General features: G+C 41.1%; 19 protein-coding genes and 1 CRISPR repeat array. Of the genes, 7 read left to right on the top strand and 12 right to left on the bottom strand.

Annotation, left to right across the window (positions count from 1 at the left end; genetic code table 11):
• The first annotated feature begins 411 nt into the window (after window positions 1-411).
• Window positions 412-1,599, top strand: a complete 1,188-nt coding sequence (locus ACM0OT_RS14885; RefSeq protein ID WP_414565124.1) for a CapA family protein — start codon at window positions 412-414, stop codon at window positions 1,597-1,599.
• Between the two features lie 27 nt (window positions 1,600-1,626).
• On the opposite strand, the gene ACM0OT_RS14890 is transcribed toward ACM0OT_RS14885, so the two are convergent.
• The 3 genes from ACM0OT_RS14890 to fghA all read right to left on the bottom strand — a co-directional run bounded on the left by ACM0OT_RS14890 (window position 1,627) and on the right by fghA (window position 6,570).
• Window positions 1,627-2,421 carry a Tab2/Atab2 family RNA-binding protein gene (locus ACM0OT_RS14890; RefSeq protein WP_414565125.1) on the bottom strand — a complete coding sequence of 265 codons (795 nt, stop codon included), beginning with the start codon at window positions 2,419-2,421 and terminating at the stop codon, window positions 1,627-1,629.
• A gap of 126 nt (window positions 2,422-2,547) precedes the next feature.
• Complete coding sequence (gene glgP / locus ACM0OT_RS14895; protein WP_414565126.1) at window positions 2,548-4,761, bottom strand: alpha-glucan family phosphorylase; 2,214 nt, start codon at window positions 4,759-4,761, stop codon at window positions 2,548-2,550.
• Between the two features lie 957 nt (window positions 4,762-5,718).
• On the bottom strand, window positions 5,719-6,570 hold the full coding sequence (fghA, locus tag ACM0OT_RS14900; RefSeq protein WP_414565127.1) for an S-formylglutathione hydrolase: 852 nt from the start codon (window positions 6,568-6,570) through the stop codon (window positions 5,719-5,721).
• 336 nt (window positions 6,571-6,906) lie between these two features.
• Here fghA and ACM0OT_RS14905 point away from each other — a divergent pair, with 336 nt between their 5' ends.
• Window positions 6,907-7,794 (top strand): class I SAM-dependent methyltransferase, encoded by an 888-nt coding sequence (locus tag ACM0OT_RS14905; RefSeq protein WP_414565128.1) that lies wholly within the window; start codon window positions 6,907-6,909, stop codon window positions 7,792-7,794.
• A gap of 24 nt (window positions 7,795-7,818) precedes the next feature.
• Window positions 7,819-7,983 carry a hypothetical protein gene (locus ACM0OT_RS14910; RefSeq protein WP_414565129.1) on the top strand — a complete coding sequence of 55 codons (165 nt, stop codon included), beginning with the start codon at window positions 7,819-7,821 and terminating at the stop codon, window positions 7,981-7,983.
• A 139-nt stretch (window positions 7,984-8,122) separates the two neighbouring features.
• Here the strand turns inward: ACM0OT_RS14910 and ACM0OT_RS14915 are convergent, their stop codons facing one another.
• Window positions 8,123-8,725: a DUF411 domain-containing protein gene (locus ACM0OT_RS14915; RefSeq protein WP_414565131.1), complete on the bottom strand. Its 603-nt coding sequence runs from the start codon at window positions 8,723-8,725 to the stop codon at window positions 8,123-8,125.
• 353 nt (window positions 8,726-9,078) lie between these two features.
• On the opposite strand from ACM0OT_RS14915, the gene ACM0OT_RS14920 reads away from it, so the two are divergent.
• The 4 genes from ACM0OT_RS14920 to ACM0OT_RS14935 all read left to right on the top strand — a co-directional run bounded on the left by ACM0OT_RS14920 (window position 9,079) and on the right by ACM0OT_RS14935 (window position 12,577).
• The gene (locus tag ACM0OT_RS14920) at window positions 9,079-9,417 is read left to right on the top strand and encodes a four-helix bundle copper-binding protein (protein WP_414565132.1); all 339 of its coding nucleotides are present in this window, start codon (window positions 9,079-9,081) and stop codon (window positions 9,415-9,417) included.
• 115 nt (window positions 9,418-9,532) lie between these two features.
• On the top strand, window positions 9,533-9,985 hold the full coding sequence (locus ACM0OT_RS14925; protein ID WP_414565133.1) for a DUF305 domain-containing protein: 453 nt from the start codon (window positions 9,533-9,535) through the stop codon (window positions 9,983-9,985).
• A 130-nt stretch (window positions 9,986-10,115) separates the two neighbouring features.
• Entirely contained in the window at window positions 10,116-10,523 is a 408-nt protein-coding gene (locus ACM0OT_RS14930; RefSeq protein ID WP_414565134.1) for a hypothetical protein, read from the top strand.
• Between the two features lie 23 nt (window positions 10,524-10,546).
• On the top strand, window positions 10,547-12,577 hold the full coding sequence (locus ACM0OT_RS14935; protein WP_414565135.1) for a heavy metal translocating P-type ATPase: 2,031 nt from the start codon (window positions 10,547-10,549) through the stop codon (window positions 12,575-12,577).
• A 90-nt stretch (window positions 12,578-12,667) separates the two neighbouring features.
• Here the strand turns inward: ACM0OT_RS14935 and cas6 (ACM0OT_RS14940) are convergent, their stop codons facing one another.
• From cas6 (ACM0OT_RS14940) to ACM0OT_RS14975, 8 genes are all read right to left on the bottom strand, one after another.
• Window positions 12,668-13,903, bottom strand: a complete 1,236-nt coding sequence (cas6, locus tag ACM0OT_RS14940; RefSeq protein ID WP_414565136.1) for a CRISPR-associated endoribonuclease Cas6 — start codon at window positions 13,901-13,903, stop codon at window positions 12,668-12,670.
• Between the two features lie 182 nt (window positions 13,904-14,085).
• Window positions 14,086-15,975: a CRISPR direct-repeat array (repeat unit 37 nt; unit sequence GTTTCAGTCCCCGTGAGGGGATTTGGTAAATGGAAAC).
• Between the two features lie 222 nt (window positions 15,976-16,197).
• The gene (gene cas2, locus ACM0OT_RS14945) at window positions 16,198-16,491 is read right to left on the bottom strand and encodes a CRISPR-associated endonuclease Cas2 (RefSeq protein WP_089093472.1); all 294 of its coding nucleotides are present in this window, start codon (window positions 16,489-16,491) and stop codon (window positions 16,198-16,200) included.
• On the bottom strand, window positions 16,488-17,465 hold the full coding sequence (gene cas1d, locus ACM0OT_RS14950; RefSeq protein WP_414565137.1) for a type I-D CRISPR-associated endonuclease Cas1d: 978 nt from the start codon (window positions 17,463-17,465) through the stop codon (window positions 16,488-16,490). The genes cas2 and cas1d overlap by 4 nt, the downstream gene beginning before the upstream one ends.
• 8 nt (window positions 17,466-17,473) lie before the next feature.
• Complete coding sequence (gene cas4 / locus ACM0OT_RS14955) at window positions 17,474-18,058, bottom strand: CRISPR-associated protein Cas4 (RefSeq protein ID WP_414565138.1); 585 nt, start codon at window positions 18,056-18,058, stop codon at window positions 17,474-17,476.
• 23 nt (window positions 18,059-18,081) lie between these two features.
• A complete protein-coding gene (gene cas6, locus ACM0OT_RS14960; RefSeq protein WP_414565139.1) occupies window positions 18,082-19,101 on the bottom strand; it encodes a CRISPR system precrRNA processing endoribonuclease RAMP protein Cas6 in 1,020 nt (339 codons plus the stop codon).
• Complete coding sequence (locus ACM0OT_RS14965) at window positions 19,079-19,831, bottom strand: hypothetical protein (RefSeq protein ID WP_414565141.1); 753 nt, start codon at window positions 19,829-19,831, stop codon at window positions 19,079-19,081. The genes cas6 (ACM0OT_RS14960) and ACM0OT_RS14965 overlap by 23 nt, the downstream gene beginning before the upstream one ends.
• Window positions 19,812-20,774 (bottom strand): DevR family CRISPR-associated autoregulator, encoded by a 963-nt coding sequence (locus ACM0OT_RS14970; RefSeq protein ID WP_414565143.1) that lies wholly within the window; start codon window positions 20,772-20,774, stop codon window positions 19,812-19,814. The genes ACM0OT_RS14965 and ACM0OT_RS14970 overlap by 20 nt, the downstream gene beginning before the upstream one ends.
• The gene (locus tag ACM0OT_RS14975; protein ID WP_414565144.1) at window positions 20,767-22,581 is read right to left on the bottom strand and encodes a hypothetical protein; all 1,815 of its coding nucleotides are present in this window, start codon (window positions 22,579-22,581) and stop codon (window positions 20,767-20,769) included. Before ACM0OT_RS14975 ends, ACM0OT_RS14970 begins: the two co-directional genes overlap by 8 nt.
• Window positions 22,582-22,608 lie beyond the last annotated feature (27 nt).

The raw sequence follows: 22,608 nt of genomic DNA on the forward strand, positions 1-22,608 counted from the left end.
TTTGTTGCGACCTCATGCACCTCAGTACTCTCTGTCACCCTCTACTTCTCCCAAGGTAAACTCACCTCTGCAATTCGCAATTCGCAATTCGCAATTAAGAAACTTAGATGCAGCAAAGCTTTCAGGCTTTACATCTGTATTAGATTTTTCATGAAGTGGTATGACCTGGTGAAGACTTTTTCTGTAAATATTTTTGTCCAATTACTTAAAAGCCTTGAAAAATAAGGGTTTTATATCGTTCTCTAGCGATAGTGATTAAAGAGGTGTAAGTAGCCATCCTTAGTTCATTCAAATAGCAATCAGATTAAACTCCGTAACTCAACGAGTTGAATTTGTTCTATCAAACACGCAAGAACTACCGTAAATACTGAGATTTAGGCTAAACTAATGCCATTGTGTGAGGAGTGAACGATGGCAAGTCAGAGGTTTGTGCAGTTATGCTCATTGGGATTTATTAGTGGTTGTTTTGTTCTTGGCATTGGTATTGGAATATTCATTCGCTTTGGACAACTGCAACCTTCAGATGCTGCTACTACATTCACCGAACCCGATTTATTTCCCTTTGCTGTACCCGAACCCAAGCCACCATTAGGAGAAGAGGAAACTTTTCTAGACACCATCACCATCAAAGCTGTTGGGGATATTATTCCTGGAACTAATTTCCCTGATTATAGATTGCCTCAATCTAAGCATAAATTATTGCCACAGTCTTTGAGAAGTCACCTGCAAGGAGCCGATATTTTGCTGGGTAACTTGGAAACCACTTTAACCAACCATCCTTACACTGCCAAAGATATTAGTCGGGGACAAGTTTTTGCCTTTCGCTCCCCACCCACCTATGCGGCGCTCTTTGCTGAAGTGGGGTTTAATGTCTTCCACATAGCAAATAACCATGCAATGGACTTTGGCTCAGTGGGTTTCCAAGATACAGTAAAAAACCTCAAAGATGTTGGTATTGCCACACTAGGTCATAAAAATCAAATTCTCTATTTAGAAGCTAATAATACTGCGATCGCCTTGATCGGATTTGCTCCCTATGATATGTATAATTCTATGCATAATCTGGCGGCAGCCCAGGCGCTGGTAGCAGAAGCGAAAAAGAACGCCAAGATTGTTGTAGTATCTATGCACGCTGGAGCGGAAGGAACAGCAGCACTGCATGTTAAAAATCAAACTGAATATTTCTACGGTGAAAACCGAGGTAATTCTATCGGGTTTGCCCGGAAAATGGTTGATGCTGGAGCCGACTTAGTATTAGGACATGGCCCTCATGTTCCCAGAGCGATGGAAATGTATAAAGGAAAACTCATAGCTTATTCTTTAGGTAATTTTCTGGGATATCGGACATTATCCACAACTGCTCAGACTGCATACTCAATGATTTTAGAAGTACAACTGAGCGCCCAGGGTGATTTAGTGGCAAGTAAAATTATCCCAGTGCATTTAAATCGCCAAGGAATCCCCGAAATCGATCAGCGTTTTCGCACTGTGGGACTTTTGCGGGAATTGAATCAGAATCAACATCTTGTTGGGCCCATTAAAATTAATAATGAAGGGGAAATTGTGTTGCTCAACAATAATGCCAGTGTTACCAATTAATAATTGGAACATTATTTAAAACCAAATTCAATTTTCTGTCCGCAATAACCAAAAGCCGCTATAAGTCATACCGGAATCATCAGGCTGCACTAACAAAAAGTGTAATCCTTGACTCTGCTGTTGACGCTGTTGATAAAGTTGCGCCGCCGCAGTTACTTCTGCATCCTCAAAGGTGGCAACAATCCACCTATCTGCTAAACTAGCTTCTAAGATTAAACCATCTGGCGCACCAGCTATGTAATTCAATGCTACAGGATGGGCTTGTGCTAACCATCGTGCTAAACGCATTGATTGCTTTCCTCCATAGATAACTACACCAGGTACGGGTACTGTTGATGCTAAACCCAAATTTATGGGTTGGAGAAATTCTGGTACAGACAAAATAGGAATGGGGCGTTGGGCAAATATATCTATGAGTTCACCTGCTGGGAGTGTTGCAAAACGCCATTCTTCTCCCCAGAGGTTTTCTGGTAGTGGTGCTGGGGGTGGTCTATCTACAGTTACAGGATATTGCTTTTCTTGCAACCATTGTTTTAATGCCAAGGTGTGGCGAGTGGGTTCGACATTAATGCCTAAGTTGCGTCCAGCTGCTTGAATTAAACTTAAGGACTGGGGGCGAAATACTTGAATTACACGGGGAAATTGTTCTTCGGCTGCTAGCTGGAGTTGGTCTGTCACCCAAGTGGAATTGGCTTCTGACTGGGGACAGGTGGCTGTATACTCGAAGCTACGATTAGGATCACAAATCAATAGCTCCCAGAGAATTTGTCCATTGGGATCTTTTTGTGGACTACGATAAAAATCGGCTTGCCAAGTTTTCATGTTTTTTGCCTCGCGCAAAGGCGCAAAGACGCAAAGAAGAATGCAAAAGTATGATTAGTGTCAGTATTACAAAAAAAGGGGGCAGATAATCCACCCCTTATATCTAACCAGGAAACTTAAAATGCTTTACACTATCACCTTAGCCAAAATTGGTGACACACGGGTAGCGATTTCTGGTACATAGACTTGGGAAACGTAGTCGGCTATCATTCTGTCTGTGTTGAATAGAGGGGCATTGGTTTTAATTGATGCTTTCATCATTTGTACCCAGCGATGGGGGATACCTTGGGCATCTTGGTCGTAGTATAGAGGTACGATTTCTTCTTCTAAGAGCTGATAGAGCGATCGCGAATCAATTCGGTCTTGTAGTTCTTGGTCGCTGGTATGGGCGTCTTCTCCTATGGCCCAACCGTTAGTGCCTTTACCGTCGGGCCCTGCTTGGTAACCTTCACACCACCATCCGTCTAGGACGCTGCAATTAATTCCGCCGTTGAAGCAGACTTTTTGCCCACTGGTTCCAGATGCTTCTAAGGGACGACGGGGGTTGTTTAACCACACATCGACACCTTGCACTAGTTTTTGTCCGGTGTAAATGTTGTAGTCTTCAATAAAAGCGACTCGGTTGAGAATCCCAGAATTTTGGCACCATTCCATTAAGCGCTGGATGATGCGTTTGCCTTCTTCATCTGCTGGGTGGGCTTTACCGGCAAAGATGATTTGTACTGGACGTTGTGCATTACCAAATATTTTTAATGCTCGTTCAGCATCTCGCAAAATTAAATCGCCACGTTTGTAAGGGCTGAAACGTCGGGCAAATCCAATTGTCAGGATTTTCGGGTCAAGTAAGTTATCTGTGGCTTGAATGAGTTGGTAATCTTCACCACGTTGTTCTCTGGCTTTCTTGACTTTGTAACGGGTGTATGCGACTAGTCTTTCTTTGAGGATGAGATGTAGCGACCACAGTTTTTCATCGGGTATGTCGTCAACTTTCGCCCACATTTTGGGGTCAACGGCACGTGTTTTCCAGTCTGCTCCCAAATATTGATTATATAGGTCAGCTAATAAAGGTGCAGTCCAAGTGGGTGCATGAACGCCATTGGTGATGTAACCGATGGGCACTTTGTCTTCAGTCCGGTTGGGGAAGAGAACTGTCCACATTTTGCGGGAAACTTGACCGTGCAATTCACTCACACCGTTACAAGTGCGACACATCCGCAAAGCTAAAACGGTCATCCCGAAGGGTTCCCAAGGGTCACCGAGTCTACGTGCGCCTAATGCCAAAAATTGCTCGCGGGAAAGTCCCAGTTGTGGCCAGTAGTGGGCAAAGAATGAGTCAATTAAATCGGGAGAGAACACATCGTGTCCGGCTGGGACGGGGGTATGGGTGGTAAATACACAACTATTGCGTACTTGGGCTTCGATGTCGTAGAAAGATTTGCTTGTGCGTTCAATTTCTAGTCTGGCAATTTCTAAGGTACAGAAGGCGGCGTGTCCTTCGTTGAGGTGATAGACGGAAGGCTTTATTCCTAAAGCATCTAAAGCTTTAACACCGCCAATGCCTAATACAACTTCTTGAGCAATGCGGGTTTCGAGGTTACCACCATACAAATGTCCTGTTAACCAACGGTCAATGGGATCATTGTCATGGCGATCGCTATCTAGTAAATATAAACTGACTCGCCCTACTTGTACGCGCCAAATTTGTACTTTTACATGGCGTTGGCGAATTTCTATTTGGATGGTGACTGGTTCCCCTTGGTTATTGGTAATTAACTCTAAGGGCATCCGGTGGAAGGGATTATCGAGATAGTAATCTTCTTGCCAACCTTGGCGATTTAAGCGCTGCCGAAAGTAACCTTGGCGATACAATAATCCTACCGCAACCATCGGTACACCCAAATCTGATGATGATTTGAGGTGGTCTCCGGCTAAAATACCCAAGCCGCCAGAGTAGACGGGTAGAGATTCATGGATGCCAAATTCGGCGCAAAAATAAGCGATGGGGCGTTCTTGCGAAACTTTGGGGGCTACGCGACTCACCCAAGTATCTTGCTGCGCCATGTAAGTATCAAACTCTTGGGCTAAGGCGGAAATCTGCTTGAGGTAAAATGGATCTTCCGCTAATTGGGTGAGGCGTTCGTAAGTTGCCGACTCTAAAATTGCTACTGGGTTATGCCCACAGCGTTCCCATTCTTGAGGATCAATGGTTTGGAATAGGGCGATGCGATCGCTTGTCCAACACCACCAATAATTATAAGCCAAATCTGCTAATCGTTTGAGGGGCAAAGGTAACTTCTGCGCCAAGTGAGTTGCTGCTGTCATTGCACTGCTATTAGCCATACAAATCTACACTTTTCGTTAATTTTTTCTCTATTTCACTTAACATCTGCCCCCAATTAATCTACCATTCAACTTAATTTTTTATTGGTAAATTATTCTCTAAAGTAGGAGCAAGTTATAGACATCACATTTTAGCCAATTTGAATGGTTTTTATGGTTTCTGTCTTGTTAGAGATTATCCTGTTTTTCACTAATTTAGATATTTTTATACATCAAATTACTTGACATTGTTTTAAAATATTTATTTTATTATTAACATTTATTGAAAATTTGATTATAAACAAACAAAATTTCACATTACGTCTAAAGAATAGTCAATTAAAACCAAAAACATCAATATTTTTTATATGCCAATTACAGTAATTGTACTTAAAAAATGAGTCAGACGTCTAAATTTTTTTGTTGGCTTTTATCACAAGTTTTGCTAGAAGTATAGGCCTGATAAATCAATATTTGTCAGGAAACGCTTACACAGATATCTGGCATCGGTTGTAGTATATCCGCGCACTTTAACGTAATTCTCACTTTGGCAGGGAATAAGGAAGAGAATCTGCTAAATTTCATTTATGAATGCAAATTTGTCATAATTTTTATCAGGGTGGCACTGTGGAGCGTGTGCCCAATCCCTGAGTCACCAAATTTATTTAAGTTTCCGCATTTTAGCCATATAATTCAGCAGAGTTACAATAACTATCAAAGTGTAGCAAGCATAAATAGCCACACTGAAAGTCAGAAATACAGGTAGATTAAGCCTTTTAATTAAAATTACTGTTCCCATGCTAAAAATTGTACTAGCTACAAAAGCTAATAAATTTTTATTCAAAATATTCTCCTATGAATTATTTGGTGTTAAATTACTAATAATAGATTTCCATATCTAAATACCGTAAGCAATGTTACGTTTAGAGCTATTTTAATTTTTTTAAATTAGTTTAATATTGCACTAAGCTAAATTCTTTACTTAATTGATGCCAGAGCGATTGCATGGTGGCGGATATGGTCTTCAATAAAACTAGCAATAAAATAATAACTATGGTCGTAGCCTGCTTGATATCGTAAATTTAAAGGCTGGTTAACAGACGCGCAAGCTTGCTCAAACACCTCTGGTAATAACTGTTCAGCTAAAAACTTATCAGCAGTACCTTGGTCAATCAAAATAGAACTGTGGTATCCCCCTTGTTTGACTAATTCACTAGCATCATAGGTAAGCCATGTTTCTTGATTACTTCCTAGATAACGACTGAAAGCTTTCTGTCCCCAAGGACAACGCATAGGTGCAGTGATGGGTGCAAAAGCAGATACAGATTTATATAGCTGGGGGTTTCGCATGGCACATACTAGGGCCCCATGTCCTCCCATTGAATGACCAAAAATACCTTGTTTATTTGGTTCTATTGCAAAGTTGGCTGCAATTAAAGTAGGTAATTCTTCAACGACATAACTATACATTTGATAGTGCTGACTCCAAGGTTTTTCTGTAGTGTCAACATAAAACCCTGCACCTGTACCAAAATCCCAATCATCATCTTCACCTGCAATACCAGTATTACGGGGGCTGGTATCTGGTGCAACCAACATCAAACCATACTCAGATGCGTAGCGTTGCGCCCCCGACTTTGCCATAAAATTTTCTTCACTGCAAGTCAACCCAGAGAGGAAATAAAGTATGGGTACTGGTTGTTGAGTGGCTTGTGGTGGTTGGTAGACAGCAAAGCGCATTTCACCATTGCAGGTTGAAGAAGCGTGAGAGTAAAAACCGATTTTACCGCCAAAGCTTTGATATTCTGAGAGCAGGTTGAGGTTGGTCATGAGTCAAGCATTATGATATGAGGTTTTGACGCTATTATTCCATACGACCAAAATTTTTCTTAGCATCAGTAAATACTGAAAACAAGCAATAAGGCTTTAAGTTCACGCTGAAAATAGGTTGCACTAGCTTTAAAAATATTAACTAGTATATTCTGATACTATTTGTATTTTTTTGACATAAACTCATCTATCTAATGACAGATTTTAAATAAGTAAAAAGCAAATATGTTATTAGAAACAGATTATATAAAGCAAATATACTGTTAACAACACCTTAAAATGAGGTTTGCTGAGTTTGTAGCCAACTGAAGCAGGATATTAATACAAATAATAGCTATGCTAACTTCTTCATGTTCAGTTCTTAGCCCTTATATTGCTGTTGATTCGAGAGTGGATTTAGATGAACAAGACATTCTAAATTGTGCTTTTTCTACTTCCAGTGCAGCCATTAAAGCGAATAGTTATTATTTTGGGCATCCTGAATGGGCAAAAAATTACTTTGAAAGCTGTCATCGTGATCAAATTTTCAAGTCTTGCTGGCAGGCAGCTATGGGGAGTTGGGATCATAAAATTGTTGTAGACATTGGTTGTGGTCCGGGCAATTTGTATGCAACGCTTGGAGGAAAACCACAATTGTTAATTGGTGTAGATATTAGCTATGGAGCATTGAGAATGGCTCAACATCTTGGCTATACACCAGTGCTTGCAGATGCCCACCAACTTCCTTTCATCTCCCACTTTGCTGATGTTGTAGTACTCAATGCTACTCTTCATCATTGTGAATACATGGATAAAGTATTAGCAGAAGCCGCACGTTTAGTCCGTCCAGGTGGCATCCTCATCACAGATCACGATCCTCAGTTAACTGCCTGGAACTTCCAAGGATTAGGTTTGTGGTTATGGAATTTACGTTTATGGCTATATCGGTTAATCAAACGAGGAGGTCATACTTCAGCATCTGAGCAAACTTGGGCATTAGCCAGTGAGGTTCATCACCGACCTGGAGATGGAGTAACGCCAGAGCTTTACGACAAAATTCTCAAGCCCCTTGGCTTTAATGTCAAGGTTTATCCACACAACCATACAGTTGGTGTGCAAGTTTTGCAAGGTCATTACGGTAAATCTGACAAGAAATATCGCTTGGTTCAATTATGCTCTGGTATCAATCCTAATTCACCACAAGCAGCATTATCGCTTATGTGTGTAGCCACACGCCATACCTAACAAAGCTATATCTGTAGTGTTGATATGCAACTGTTCGATTGGATTTGCTCAGACTTTCGCTGGTATCGCCGTCTGCGGCGTGGGCAGTGGTGGCAAGTAGAAATTCCCTTATTTGATGGTTCCCGAATTACTTGGGTGCATAACAAACCTGAATCTGAAGATCACATTTTACAAATAGAGAGATACTAGAACATCGATTCAGTAATGCAGACATGAGTAGTTTTTAAGTGAATTACCAGCAGCAGTTAGGGTGACAAACTGACGGCGATTTATCTTAGTCATAATTACCCCTCTTCTGGATTTTTGACTTTTTACCCTTGTATCAAACTTAGTAATTTTGATATTCCTTAAAAACTTTGACTTCACCCTTTTTATCAAACGCCATAATTGTAAACGGTTGTTTTATATCGCCTGATTCCATTCCTGGTGTTCCTAAAGGCATTCCCGGTACGGCTAAACCCAGGAATTGGGGTTTTTGTTTAAGAAAACGCTTAATATCATCGGCAGGTATATGTCCTTCCATTACATAGCCGTCAATTATTGCCGTGTGACAAGATGCTAAATCTTGAGGCAAGTTGTACTTTTGTTTAATTACCTCCATCTCTTCAGTTTTGATATCTTCTTTAATTTTAAATCCGTGCTTTTGTATATGTTCAATCCACGCTCCACAGCAGCCACAAGACGGACTGCGATAAACTGTAATTTCTCGATTTCCTAGGTAAGATTCAGTCTCTTTATCCCAGATACTTGTGGTAGAAATTAATTGAGGATTGCTTACTACTGTTAGTGGATTATTGTTTAAATCAACATTATCTCCTTTGCTCAACCCAACTACCGTTGCATAAGTAGTGGCTAAAACTCCAGTAGTAATTACTACTGCTAAAGAGAAACGTGAGAACTTACTCATCCAGTCAGATAAACGTTTTTTCATTGTCAAAATCCTCAATTAATTTTTTTGTGACTGATGATGACTTGATGTAGCTCGTGGCTTCAAACCATTTTTTCTAGTTTATACTCTCCAGTTAGATGGAGAGTCAACTAAAATCATTGCTAATTATTTTAATACCTGTCACTGAGTACATAAGTATAAATTTACAATTGATTTTAATTTTAAAATGTTGCTTTCTAACTACCAGATCAAAATGAAATCAAGATGAAATTTAACATATCTGCAAGTAATAAATTTCAAAATTTTGTTCTATTCCCTTAGTTAGAAGCACTGTGTTGAAGTATTTTTATATTCTTTTAACTACAAAAGTATAAATAGCAGAAAGAGAGGTTTATATGCTTTTAGTTCACGAAAAATACCAGTCTAGCTTCGATGTCGCAATGCGTTGTGTAGTGGAATGCGAACACTGTGCAGAAGCTTGTATGGGTATGTCAGATATGGTTCAGTGCGCTCGTAGTTGCCTTGATTGTGCAGAAATCTGTCGTACTGCTGCAACTTACATGGTGCGCGGTTCACGTTACATTTCTCACTTAGCGCGTGCTTGTGCAGAGATTTGTGAAGCCTGCGCCACTGAATGCGAAAAGCATGATGCAGAACACTGTAAGAAGTGTGCAAAAGCTTGTCGAGATAGTGTAAAAGAATATAGCAAAATTGCTTCTGTAGCAGCAGCATAAGTTTAATTTACTTTAACAGTAGAGCAAGCCTTTTTTCAGTAACCTGCACCCTTCGGATAAACAACTGATTTAGCCTTGCTTTACAGTTCCCTAAACTTATAAGGACAAATCTAAAATGGAATCCAAATCTGGCATGAAGCCCTATATTAGCCTACTGATTGCATTGTCAATTTCTTACATCGTAATGTTCGCCCTGATGTTTTCGCGGGTCAACGAGTTTGCTAACTTGTTCCTTAGCCTTAATCAAGTGTACATGGCAGGACTAATGATAGCGGCGATGCTGATCATCATGTTGACGGCGATGGGTTCAATGTACCAAAACAAAAAGTTAAATATCGCACTTCTCATGGTGGGAACTGCAATGATAGCAATCTTCTGGACTTTTCTGCGATCGCAAACCGGAGTAGGAAACCAACAATTTTTGCACTCAATGATACCACATCACGCTGCTGCTATTCTCGTCTGCGAGCAGTCATCACTAACAGATCCACGTATTCAAGAGCTATGCACAGAGATTATTACAACACAAAAAGAAGAGATCAGGATTATGAAATCACTTATGGAATAGGAATAGTTACGTGCCAGGAGCCAAGCATATTTACCTGCCTCATCTAGATCAAAACTTAGACAAATTAAGAGATGGTAAGGATGGGTATCAGTTAGGCCAAGAGGATTGAATTTAAAAAGTGAGCAAAACAATGATTATAAGAAATACAAGTATCGCTAATTATTTTGTCACTGTCATTACAGTATTAGGATTGAGTGCTGTACCATCTATAGCTCAAACGAACCCTTCTACATCAAGTCCTCTCAAGCAAAGTTCAGAAATGAACTTGCAACAGATGTATCAGTATCAACGAGAAATGATGGCACACATGGGAAAGATGCACCAAATGATGGGACAAATGCAAATCAATATGGGTCAAATGCAGCAGAGAATGTCTCAGATGACACCTGAACAGATGCAACGAATGATGCAAAGAATGACCCCACAGCAAAGAGAACAGCACCATCAAAAAATGATGATGCAAATGCAAGAAATGATGAAAAATATGCAGCAGATGGAACAAATGATGGGAACTGGTAGTGAAATGCCAAAAAAATAAAATACTAATTAGTGCTATTGATCATGACAAACCACAATAGAAGAACACCGACACATCCGATTCCCGAACATAACGAACATGGTGGACACGCAGAACATGGTAAACACGCAGGACACAGCCCAGAAATTTTCAAACGTCGCTTTTTTATCTGCCTTGTTCTAACTTTACCAATTTTGTATTTTTCCACCCAACTACAAGATTGGTTAAATTATGAGGCAATTAATTTTCCTGGTTCTGAATGGATTAATCCGGTTTTAGCTATCATCATCTATTTTTATGGTGGTTGGGTATTTCTCAAAGGTGCTTGGAACGAACTCCACAGCAAAATCGGGATGATGACTTTGATTGCGTTGGCAATCACAGTAGCATTTGTCTATAGCTTGGCAGTTTCTCTTGGTTTGCGGGGAATGCCTTTCTATTGGGAATTAGCAACCCTAGTAGATATTATGTTGCTAGGACATTGGGTAGAAATGGCTTCTGTTCAAGGTGCTAGCCGCGCTCTAGAAAATCTGGCGGAATTAGTACCTTCCCAAGCGCATCGCATGACTAATGGTAAAGTTGAAGATGTTGCAGTTAGCGACATTCAAGCAGAAGACGTTATCTTAATTCGTCCGGGTGAGCAGGTTCCCAATGATGGGATTGTGATTGAGGGAAACACCAATATTAATGAATCTTTTCTCACAGGTGAATCTCGTCCTGTTTCTAAACACGAAGGCGATGAAGTTGTAGCTGGTTCGGTGAACGGTGAAGGCTCGGTAAAAGTTAAAGTTTCTCGTGTTGGTGGTGATACTACAATTAGTCAAATCATGCGCTTAGTAGAAGAGGCGCAGGGTTCAAGAAGTAAGTATCAAGTTTTAGCAGACAAGACAGCTTATTGGTTAACTATAATTGCGATCGCAGCGGGTAGTACAACTTTCTTTGTTTGGCTATTTATTAGCGATTTACTTTTTGCTGTCAACCGTACCGTAACCGTACTAGTTATTACTTGTCCTCACGCCCTTGGTTTAGCGATTCCTTTGGTAATTGCCAACTCAACTAATTTAGCTGCTAAAAATGGCATTTTGGTGAGAAACCGAGATGCTTTGGAACGGGCAAAAGATATTAAAAATATGGCGTTCGATAAAACTGGAACTTTAACAGAAGGACGCTTTGCAGTTCAAAGAGTTGTCAGCGACTCGTTAGATGAACAACAAGCCTTAGGAATAGCCGCAGCTTTGGAAACTTCTTCTGAACATCCTTTAGCTAAAGCAGTGGTAGAAACCGCCGAACGCCGTCAACTTGATTTACCCCAAATGACTGATTTTAAGACAGTAACAGGTCGTGGAGTTGAGGGTAAAGTTAACAATCAAACTTATCGTATCGGTCGTCCAGAGTGGGTGGAAGAACAAAATCTGACTTTGCCATCATCTCTGCGTCAAGGACTAAATACAGCAGATGAACGCGGTGAAAGTGCAGTAGTTTTAATGACAAATAAAAGTGCTGTTGCTGTAATTTCAATGGCCGACCAAGTACGGGAACGAGCGCGAGAAGCAGTAAATAAATTAAAAGAAAAAGATATTCAAGTAGTCATGATTACCGGAGATGCTGAAGCTGTAGCCCGTGCAGTTGCTCAAGATTTAGGTATTGACCGTTACTATGGTCGGGTTTTGCCAGAAGATAAGGTTAGTATTATCAAACAATTGAAACAAGAAGGTGCAACAGCTTTTGTTGGCGATGGGATTAACGATGCGGCTGCACTTTTAGAAGCTAATATTGGGATTGCCATTGGTGCAGGAACTAATGTTGCGATCGAATCGGCTGATTTGGTACTGATTGAAGATGATCCTTTAGATGCCGTTAAGGCTTTAAACTTAGCACAGAAAACCTACAGCAAAATGATTCAAAATCTGGCATGGGCGACAGGTTACAACGTAATTGCTATTCCTCTGGCTGCTGGTGTGCTTTACAGATGGGGATTTTTGCTGTCGCCAGCTGTGGGGGCGTTGTTAATGAGTTTATCAACAGTGATTGTGGCGATTAATGCTGTGATGTTGCGACGGGCGAAGTTGGCTTAGTTTTAAAAGCAAAAGGACGCTAAGGAAAGCGCACCGGTGCTATTGATGATTATCGCACTTCCATGATGGGTAATCACCCCGATGAAGTGATTATCGTTTCTTTGGATGAGCCAGAGTTTGGACTACCTGCGGTGGCGTTTCTTGCTCATGTTGATGGTCGATTCCTTCCGCCTCTAATGCCTTTTCTTGAAATTGCTTGAGAGCTTTCCGGGCTAATTTTACATAAGTTTTGACAGTAGACTCACGCATCTCTAAATCCTCAGCGATCGCCTTGAGTGAATCTCCCATTTCTCTACGGGCCAGAACTGTTGCCCAAGTGGAGGCAATTTTATCCGTGCGATCGCCTCCCTTGCGTTTACGCTGTGCTGTAAATATCTGCGTCAGTTCCTCGATCTTTTCTGCCAACATATTCTCCAATAACTGAGCCGATGTAGTTGGCTTTTGTTCTACCCAGTCTAAACATGTTTGTCCTAAACCAAAGGTTGTTTTATGCCCTGTGCCGCAGTAAGGAGCTAACTTCACTAAAGCATAAAATAACTGGGTAAATTCAGTATTGGCTAGAGCCGCATTGCTTAAACCCAAACTTATTGCTCCTGTAAAACCTGTGACTGACCCTCGCTTTCCTGCTGCTACTTTGTGTGATTGCAATCGGTGCTGATGAATGATGACACTTTGTGTTATCCACTCCAGAAAACTCTCTTGGTCTACTGACATCAGCGAAAAATCGTTCCATCGTCGCAAGTAACTATGAAACAGATTTTCTGGTACTGGTAGAGGGAAATGATGCCCTTTGCGCCGAAAACTAGTTGGGGAAACAAAGCTGAGATTAACTACAGATTGTTGTACTGATGATTGCCACAACTGTGCATAAGTTGTTGGAGTATGAGCGATACTCACTTGTTTTATCTGTAGAGGTGTGCTACTTAGCTCGATAGTTTTTGGTAAGTTCCTCAACCATTCTTTGAGGAACAATGCCACTCTTTGAGATAGTGCATTGATGTGCCACTGGTACGTTTGGTTGGCAACTAATTTCAGTTGCTTACCACTAGGCAGCAATTGTCCTTCTAATGCCGATATATTGAACGGTTTTTCTGATTCTCCATCATGAAGATACGCTGAAAGTTCTGGGTCAACTTGCTGTACTTGATGCAAAAACCATGCATGAAGTCCAATTGTGTATTGCGAATATAGAGAAGCTGAGTCAGTTACCTCTAAGTCAAACACCAAGCCTACCAATTCTGTATCATCTGCCCATGTCGGGGCTGGAGATATTGGCACTAATTTAGCTCTAGTCTTGCGTTTGGGAGTTGTAGCGGCTCTTGGCATCGCTTGGTTTGACTCACATTGATGTTCAATATTGTAGGCGATTTCATCCCCCTCTGGGGAAGAGGTTTTGGAAAGTGGGGTGACTACGATTCTCCAAGTAAAAACAATAAAGTTTCCATCCCCGTTAGGGGAAGAGGTTTTGGAAAGTCTTGAACATCATGGACTTCTCGAATAAAAACACAGTTTCCATCCCCGTGAGGGGATTTGGTAAATGGAAACATAAACCACAAATTAAGCGATTTATCATATAGAAAAGTGTTTCAGTCCCCGTGAGGGGATTTGGTAAATGGAAACCAACGTGCAGCGACTTTATATCAAGCAGGGATCGTGTTTCAGTCCCCGTGAGGGGATTTGGTAAATGGAAACTTGAGCGCTAGTTATCCATCTGTTGAGGAGGATGTGTTTCAGTCCCCGTGAGGGGATTTGGTAAATGGAAACTCTCAAAGTTCAAGATATTTGCCGCTGCCTCCAAAATTAAGTTTCAGTCCCCGTGAGGGGATTTGGTAAATGGAAACCGGTATCAAGTCAGCGATCGCCTCCTTCCACCCAATCGTTTCAGTCCCCGTGAGGGGATTTGGTAAATGGAAACCCGCTTCATGCGATCGCCATGAAGATAGGGCTAAAGTTTCAGTCCCCGTGAGGGGATTTGGTAAATGGAAACAATATTTGCTGCATAGCTCGCCTCATAGCGCGAGATGTTTCAGTCCCCGTGAGGGGATTTGGTAAATGGAAACCTGCTCACGGGTGACAAGAAAAAGCATTTAAAGGAGCAATGTTTCAGTCCCCGTGAGGGGATTTGGTAAATGGAAACCCGAAAAATCAGGCGATCGCTCAATCAACGTGGCCAATGAAATTGTTTCAGTCCCCGTGAGGGGATTTGGTAAATGGAAACTTCTAACGCTGTCAAGTGGTTCTGTCCTGATGTGTTTGGGTTTCAGTCCCCGTGAGGGGATTTGGTAAATGGAAACATTTTCGCTGGCATATTCTGAATCCGGGTACTGACGTGTTTCAGTCCCCGTGAGGGGATTTGGTAAATGGAAACAATGATATTGCGATTAGAACTAGGAATCCGACTGTCATGTTTCAGTCCCCGTGAGGGGATTTGGTAAATGGAAACCAAAACCATGTTTTGTTATGATTTAATGTTTAGCTTTTGTTTCAGTCCCCGTGAGGGGATTTGGTAAATGGAAACTATCAACAAATAGTATTTTCATCTGAATATTCTTTCGTTTCAGTCCCCGTGAGGGGATTTGGTAAATGGAAACGAAACTTGCTGCTGTTGCGGCATCAGATACGGTTGTTGGGTTTCAGTCCCCGTGAGGGGATTTGGTAAATGGAAACATCGACAAAAGCCTGAAAGTTATCGCGTGTTAAAGTTTCAGTCCCCGTGAGGGGATTTGGTAAATGGAAACTTGAGAGTATTGTACTTTTGCCCGTTGCATGGCGTGTTTCAGTCCCCGTGAGGGGATTTGGTAAATGGAAACGCAAGACTATGCACAATGAAACAATTGCGCCAACGACAATGTTTCAGTCCCCGTGAGGGGATTTGGTAAATGGAAACTACTCTACATTTATTCTTGGATGCCATCCGGGCGAGTTTCAGTCCCCGTGAGGGGATTTGGTAAATGGAAACGGTGACAAGTATGGTATTCAATGGACATTAGGTTTGGTTTCAGTCCCCGTGAGGGGATTTGGTAAATGGAAACGTATCCTATCGCCTCGCAATAGCGCCAAGTCAAGCGTTTCAGTCCCCGTGAGGGGATTTGGTAAATGGAAACTTTTTGGCTCTATTAATTGGCGCATCTGTCATTGGTTTCAGTCCCCGTGAGGGGATTTGGTAAATGGAAACCAATATTTACGGATAACGTCGATCCTCCTTTTGGTAGTTTCAGTCCCCGTGAGGGGATTTGGTAAATGGAAACTGCTGGGCATTTCCAGCGAAAAGCTGACATTAATTAAAGTTTCAGTCCCCGTGAGGGGATTTGGTAAATGGAAACTGTGTCTGTTCCCGCCCAGCAGTCTAGACCTAGTAATCGTTTCAGTCCCCGTGAGGGGATTTGGTAAATGGAAACTGCTCGGTGCTGAAACTGTTACAGAGCAAGCTTCCTGGGAAGCATTTTGACAAACCTCAAAATTAGGTCGATTTCAGCCACTATTATTGCTACTGATTCTCAACTTCCCTAATAGTTGAAACGCTGTAATTATTTACTTGTCAAGGTTCTGGCGTTTTTGGCAAACCCCCCAGGGTTTTTGACCACACTATAGGTTTGCCAAAAATCTTGCTGATGAGATAATCATATAATGATTGTCTGCTCTTGTCTAGGTACTTCAGAACCATAAGTAATAGTTCTTTTTACACTACCAGCATCTAGTACATATACTCTAATAGAATCTTCATCAGGTTTGATCAATTTCTCAATCTTTATTTGCAATTGAGTAAACTGCACAGCAGTCAAAAAACACTCAAAAACACTGTATTGAGTCCATTTCCCATAACCAGTCAACATTTTGTGCAAGCGAGTCCGCCGCTTATTTGCCGCTTTATTATCAGGCAAATCGTAAATAAACAGATAAAACAGTGTACTCATCGTAATGTTAATGGTTTGTAAGGAATACCCTCCTGTAAATGACGACCTAATAAACGTGCTTGTAGTTCTATGGCTCGTCTGTAGGTACATCTGTACTCAAATACCGGATGTTTAAATTCATCATTCATTTTTTGGTCAAAAGCCTGCAAGAAGGTTTTTTTAGCATTCTCCTTTAAACGATAAGCGCCCAAACTGTCGGTAAAATCTTGGGGCTGAATTTTGCGGTTATTCAACACAGATAACACCAAATTATCAGCTATTAAAGCCCGAAATTCTTCCATTAAATCTAATACCATCGCCGGTTGACCATGATGCACTTCATGCAAATAGCCTATATAGGGGTCTAAACCAGCAATGTGAACAGCGGCCATGACCTGACCTTGCAGTAAAGCATAGGCAAAACTCATCAAAGAATTTACTGGGTCTGTAGGTGGACGGCGATTTCTACCATTAAAAGTCCATTGATTACCCACCATACGCTGCCAGCAAGCAAAATATTCCCTAGCAGCTAAACCTTCAATTCCCCGTACTTGGTCTATGGTTTGTTGACTCTTGACTAAACTTTTGCGTTCTTTGAGGGGGTTATCTTTTTCATTGTGTCGGTACAACACATTATATTGATTATGAATTTTGGCGATGACGATCGCTTTGACTAATTCCAAACGTCGCACAGGGTCTTGATAAACTTGATACTGCGCCAATCTTAATTGACCGTTGCGAGAATGACTCGGAAGTGCTGAACCCAAGTATTTCCCGAAGCTAGAGAGGTAATGAACTGGCATTCCTAACTGCAAGGCGTAGACAAAAGCATCACCAGTAACTTGAGGATTACCCATAAGTATGACTTGTTCTACTGTTTGGGCAGCAACTTTTTGTTTTTTCCAAGAACCATCTTCTTGTTTTAAAGCTACTTGAAAGGCTTCGTAGTCTTTGCTTAAAACCGCATCTGGCTGTGTGAGGTAAAGCGTACTCATGGTGATTTTTAGGAATTTTGTTGTTGTAATTTTTTAACTTCAAAAGGCAAACAGATTCCTTGCAGACTGCAAGACTGGCATTTTTTGGTATGCTCTATGGGTGCTGGCATAGGGTTTTGGGCAGCAAAGTGAGCTAGTGCGATCGCCTGTGCTGTCATTTGTCGCAGTTGGGGCGTAAATGCTACAGTCTGCCTTCTGCGGTTAGCATGATAAAAAATTTCACCGTAAGCAATACTGCGTCCAGTGCGTTCTTCTAAACACAAAGCGGCTGCACACAGTTGAAAATGGTCATTGAGGTGTTGTGCCATTTTCCCCTTTTTATATTCCAAAGGAATTAGCTGACCATCACATTCTTCCACAGCGTCAATGATACCAGCGACTTTGAGGCGATCGCACCACACCCATTGCTGCTGATGAATCAGTGTTTCTCCTTCCTGGAGTGTTCCAGGTTCATCAATATTGCGGTGTAAATGGCGACCTAAAATAATATGTTCATTGTCTGACATTTCACCGAGTACATATTCCAAGTAGAATCGACGTGGGCAATATTCCCAAGCGTTAAGATACGCCAGGGGCAAATAATCTTCACTCATAAACCCCAATTACGAATTACGAATTACGAATTACGAATTATCACCTGTCCCATCCCCATTGCTGTTTTACGTCCTACACCAGCGAAGTTGGCAAAATGAGCTAATACTGTGGCAATTCTCGCTTGTTCTGAATCTAAAAACCTATACTTTACCCAACCTTCAGCCCCAATCTCTGCACCAGCTTCTAACTTGAGAGCATATGTTTTCAGTTCAAAAGCCGAGACTTGAGCATCCCATTCTACAGCAGGAAATTTCAATTCTGGAGGGGCAAAAGCATTCCAACGCCGCCACAAACTACCAAAAACCAATTCTGGTAAGGGAAAAGGTTGTACCTTTCCAGCTTGCTTAAAGCTGGTGGGAGAAAGAAATTTTAATTCAATAGTATTTTGAGTTGGTAGCTGGGCTAGTTCTGTAAAGCTACTGGCTTGTGAAATATCTATTGATTTACCCAATCGGCAAGGGACACCTGTCAACATTATTTCACCACCTAAATTGATGTGTAATCCCCAAAGTAAAGGTGCTAATAGTTCTTGTTTGAGCAGTGTAATTCTCAACTGCATTTTTTTAGGGGTAAGATATCGTATTCCGAGAGTAAAGGGTACATTCTCTTGCTGATGTAAGTGTTGGGCTAAAGCGGGATCAGTATTAGCAAACCATTGAAAACACTGAGCATGAATGGCTCTTCCTAATGTTGGGGGTAAAGGAGCAGTGGCAATTAGGGAAACATGAATTATGTGCAGTATCTGAGCATTTACTTCAACCCCTACCATTTCATAGGGTTGTTCCTGCCATTCGAGATAGTTGCCATTACCTATACGCTGACAAATTTGTTCCATGAGATTTGGATACAAAACTAAATCTGGTAGTACAGGCATGACTTTTGTAACACCATCGTGAGCTTTTAAAGGAATCCACACTGGTGCAGGCTGAAATTCTGATAACCAAGACACCAGTGAGGTAGCATTGCTTACTAAAGTTTCTGTGGGCTTGAGAATTAAATTTAGCCCAGTGAAAACAGCTTCACTGTCTTTGGTAAATGTCATAACGGGAGCTACTAGAAATAAGTTGCACAGGCAAAAAACCAGGCTTAATTACTCGGTCTTTATCTAGTTGTGCTTTATCAGTGGAATAGGGATTAATGCGATTAAAGGTAGTTTTTTCACCCAAGTCATCCATTGGCTGTACAGTAAAACCAGCAGTCAAATTTGGTTGAAATAGAGGCTCAAGAGTTTGTTGCTTGTATTGGGGCAGATATTGAAAAAAACACCCTCGCTTACCAAAGTAATTTATGAGTGAAAATAGCTCCGCCAATTGCGTCAAGCGATCGCATCTGCCACAACAGATTTGCAAATGACCTTGCATATACACCCATTCTCGAAACACAAAACCGTCTTGCATTGGTAATGTGCTGCGGTTTCTATCTGCTTTATCAGCAGTTTGGTCATAATAACGCAGTTTATAACCGTTGCGATTAACCACCAATTTTTCTGGAGGCCAAATGTAAATAATTAAATCGCGAATCCAAGCAAATTGGCTTTTCATCCATTGATCAAAGTCACTTTGATGTTGTCCCCCCTGGCTTTCTATTAAGACTTTTAACAATGCCATCTTAATAGCGTAAGGAGTAGGTACAAGATTAGACCTAGCTGCCATACTAGTTGCATCAGAGCGTTTGAGCGAGAAGAGGCTCACTGGCTGGTAAGCAACAGTCAGCCATTGGTTAGTATTTTCCACTGGGGGCGAGTTGGTTGACTTATTCGATCGCTTCGGCATTTTCACTCTCCCAAGGTTGCGATCGCTCAATTAAAAGTTGGATTTGTGCAGCAAACTGAGCAATGTTATCGAATTGAAAGCAAAGTATTGTCTCTGCACCATTAATATTATTTAGGGTATCAGCCAAACTATGAATTTGACTACTGTAGCTTGCTTCTAAGGAGCTAATCATTGGTGCAGGACAACGGCGAGTACTGACTGTAATCACTCCTGCAAAATGGTCTGGATGAGGTAAATTAGTATTGCGCTTGGCTCCGTTGGGTTGCAGGTAAGTATACAACACACTTTTGAGTAAAGCATCTAAACGTTTTTTGCGCTCGGCTGTATCAATGCTGTAGTTAAAGGTGTGGGGATTGTAGCCAATGCGAAAAGCTTCAATATTTAAGACCGTCGCATATAAACCGGAACTCAGCTGTACATTATAGGGTGTAGGGTTATCTGTACCATACTTAGCATGAAAATAACTTTGCGTTTTGACTAAAGTTGGTAAACCCACAACTGCACCAAACTCAATCACAGATTCTCGTTTTAAAGTTTGTCCACCCTTGACTGTGACCATGAACCCTTCTAAGTCACTCATAGTACAGCGTTGAATGACTTGGTTAGTTTTGGCAGCTAAATCAGTGTCAGTATCTCTAAAAACTGGTAACTCCTTGGCTATATCATAACCAATCCGGTCTGGATGAAATTGTTTACCACCTTCGGATAAAGCTAGATTGTCTTGAATAGTAATCCGGTGCAGGTGTTCAGCTTGGATGTGTTTGAGCATATCACCAGAAATTCCATTGACATACTCAGGTTCATCCATGTGCTTTTGGATAATATAATAGCGACGAGTTAAAGTTTGATTACCCTCATTACCTTCATTATTTAACGCATGAAGTTGCCATGATAATGAGCCACTAATAGAGATTGAGTAAACTGGAAATTGAGTATTAGTCATCGTTTGATTCTCCTAAAATTGTAGTCTCTTCTAGATTGTCAATATCTTCTTTGCCTTGTGAACCATCATCTTTGGGTTGTGTCCAACGAGCATAACCATAGGCAACTAAGAGGTTAGCAACTAGAACCGTGTCATGTTTTTCCACTAATTCAACTAATTGGTCTAAGTCTTCTTTAGTCGTCCAAACTCTTTTAAGGGGTTTACCTTCTTTTTGCAATTGCTCTAATAGTCGTAAATTTTCAGCTTCATATTTAGCTAGAAAATCAGCAATTTCTGTCAAAAACTCTTTTTTTGAGCCAGATTGACTACTCAATCGCTGTGCTAATCCGTATGTACGCTGCCATTCCAGTTCCTTGGGCCCTTCTTTCGTTTGGACTTTACCTGCATAGACAGTAGCTTGGTTAATTGCTTTGGCAATCCGGAGAAAACTGGGATTTTGAGTAATTTTGGTAAATTCCAAATCCTTTTTAGTCATTATGTTTAGCCCTGTGACGGAAAATAAACGTGGGGTTTTTGCTTTGGCATTTGCCAGTTGTTTAACAACATAATCTGCATAACTAACTTGAAAACGAAAGAACTGACGTAAACTTGTTCCTGTGATAAAGTCTCGATAAGCAGCTAACAGTTCACTATGTCCTTCCTCTGCTGATAAACTACTAATTACTGACAGATGTTCTTGCACAACTTTTTGATAGTCTGTCAATTCTTGAGAATTTTCTGGACGAATCCACCCTGGAAGCCCCAAACCAAAAATTTCTTTGACTCCATAAACTTGACCTTTAGAACCAAAGTGAGTGCCAATAAACCTTTTAACAAAATGGTTAATCGGTTCCCAAATATCAAATTCATCAAGTTCTACATCAGCTTGAGAAGAGTGATGTTTGAGGAGTTCTTGGCAAAATCGCAACACCAACTCTGCGTCAAATCGAGCAATCCCATGTACCCCAGAAGGTGGGTTATACTTGCGTAGTTGGTCTAGCACTTGTCGATATTTGCTCAATTGAATATCTTGCGGTTCTAAAACAACTAATCGCCAGTCAAAAACACGGTCAGCAATTTTAATTCTTTCTGCTACACCAAAGCTAAACAAACCACCTGCAATCAACCATAGACTTAACCAATCTGCTTTTTGGGAATCTACTTTATTACTATCTGCTTTAACACGATTAACCCCTTGTACAGAAGTCGGTAAGTAAATTTTGACCGCACTGGCTGTTTCTGGCAATTTACAGCCAGTAGTTTGAGTAAATAATTCTTGACACCGATGAGTTTGGGTATTTAGTTCAGAGTTAGTTTCTTCACTAAATGCTTGAATGAGCGCCACCACTAAAACCCCATAGTGGTCTTTAAACTGCCATCCTGAGTGCCACAATTCGTTATGATTGCGATCATGACGCATGGATGTCAGAATTACACCGTTTTGGGTACTGGCGTGGGGTGGTTTGGGTGCATCTTCGCTCCATTCAGGTTTACCCCGTTGCTGAAATACGTAATCTCGGTAAAGTTTTCGTTTTTCACTCTCCTCGACTGTGTCAAAGCGTTTTGTTTCCTGGGGAATTTTACTAATGTCGGTTTTTTGACCCTTAACTGGTGGAAAAGGGTCAGTATATTTAAGTTTGGTTATGGGTTCTAGGTTGACAGCCTGTTTTAATTGAATGCGGTAGCGTGTACCTTCATCCACAAGCTGAATCTCACTTTTTTGCTTTGTTTCCTTTAAGACATACTCAACAAGTTGAACCAAACCCAGCAACAGAAATGTATCAGCATAGTTACCGTATTTTTTAGTAACAAATAGATGCTCTATCATCTAGCTTATGACCGATGAGAGTTGTGA

It is taken from the genome of Anabaena sp. CCY 9613, assembly GCF_963920895.1.
Lineage (GTDB): Bacteria > Cyanobacteriota > Cyanobacteriia > Cyanobacteriales > Nostocaceae > Cyanocohniella.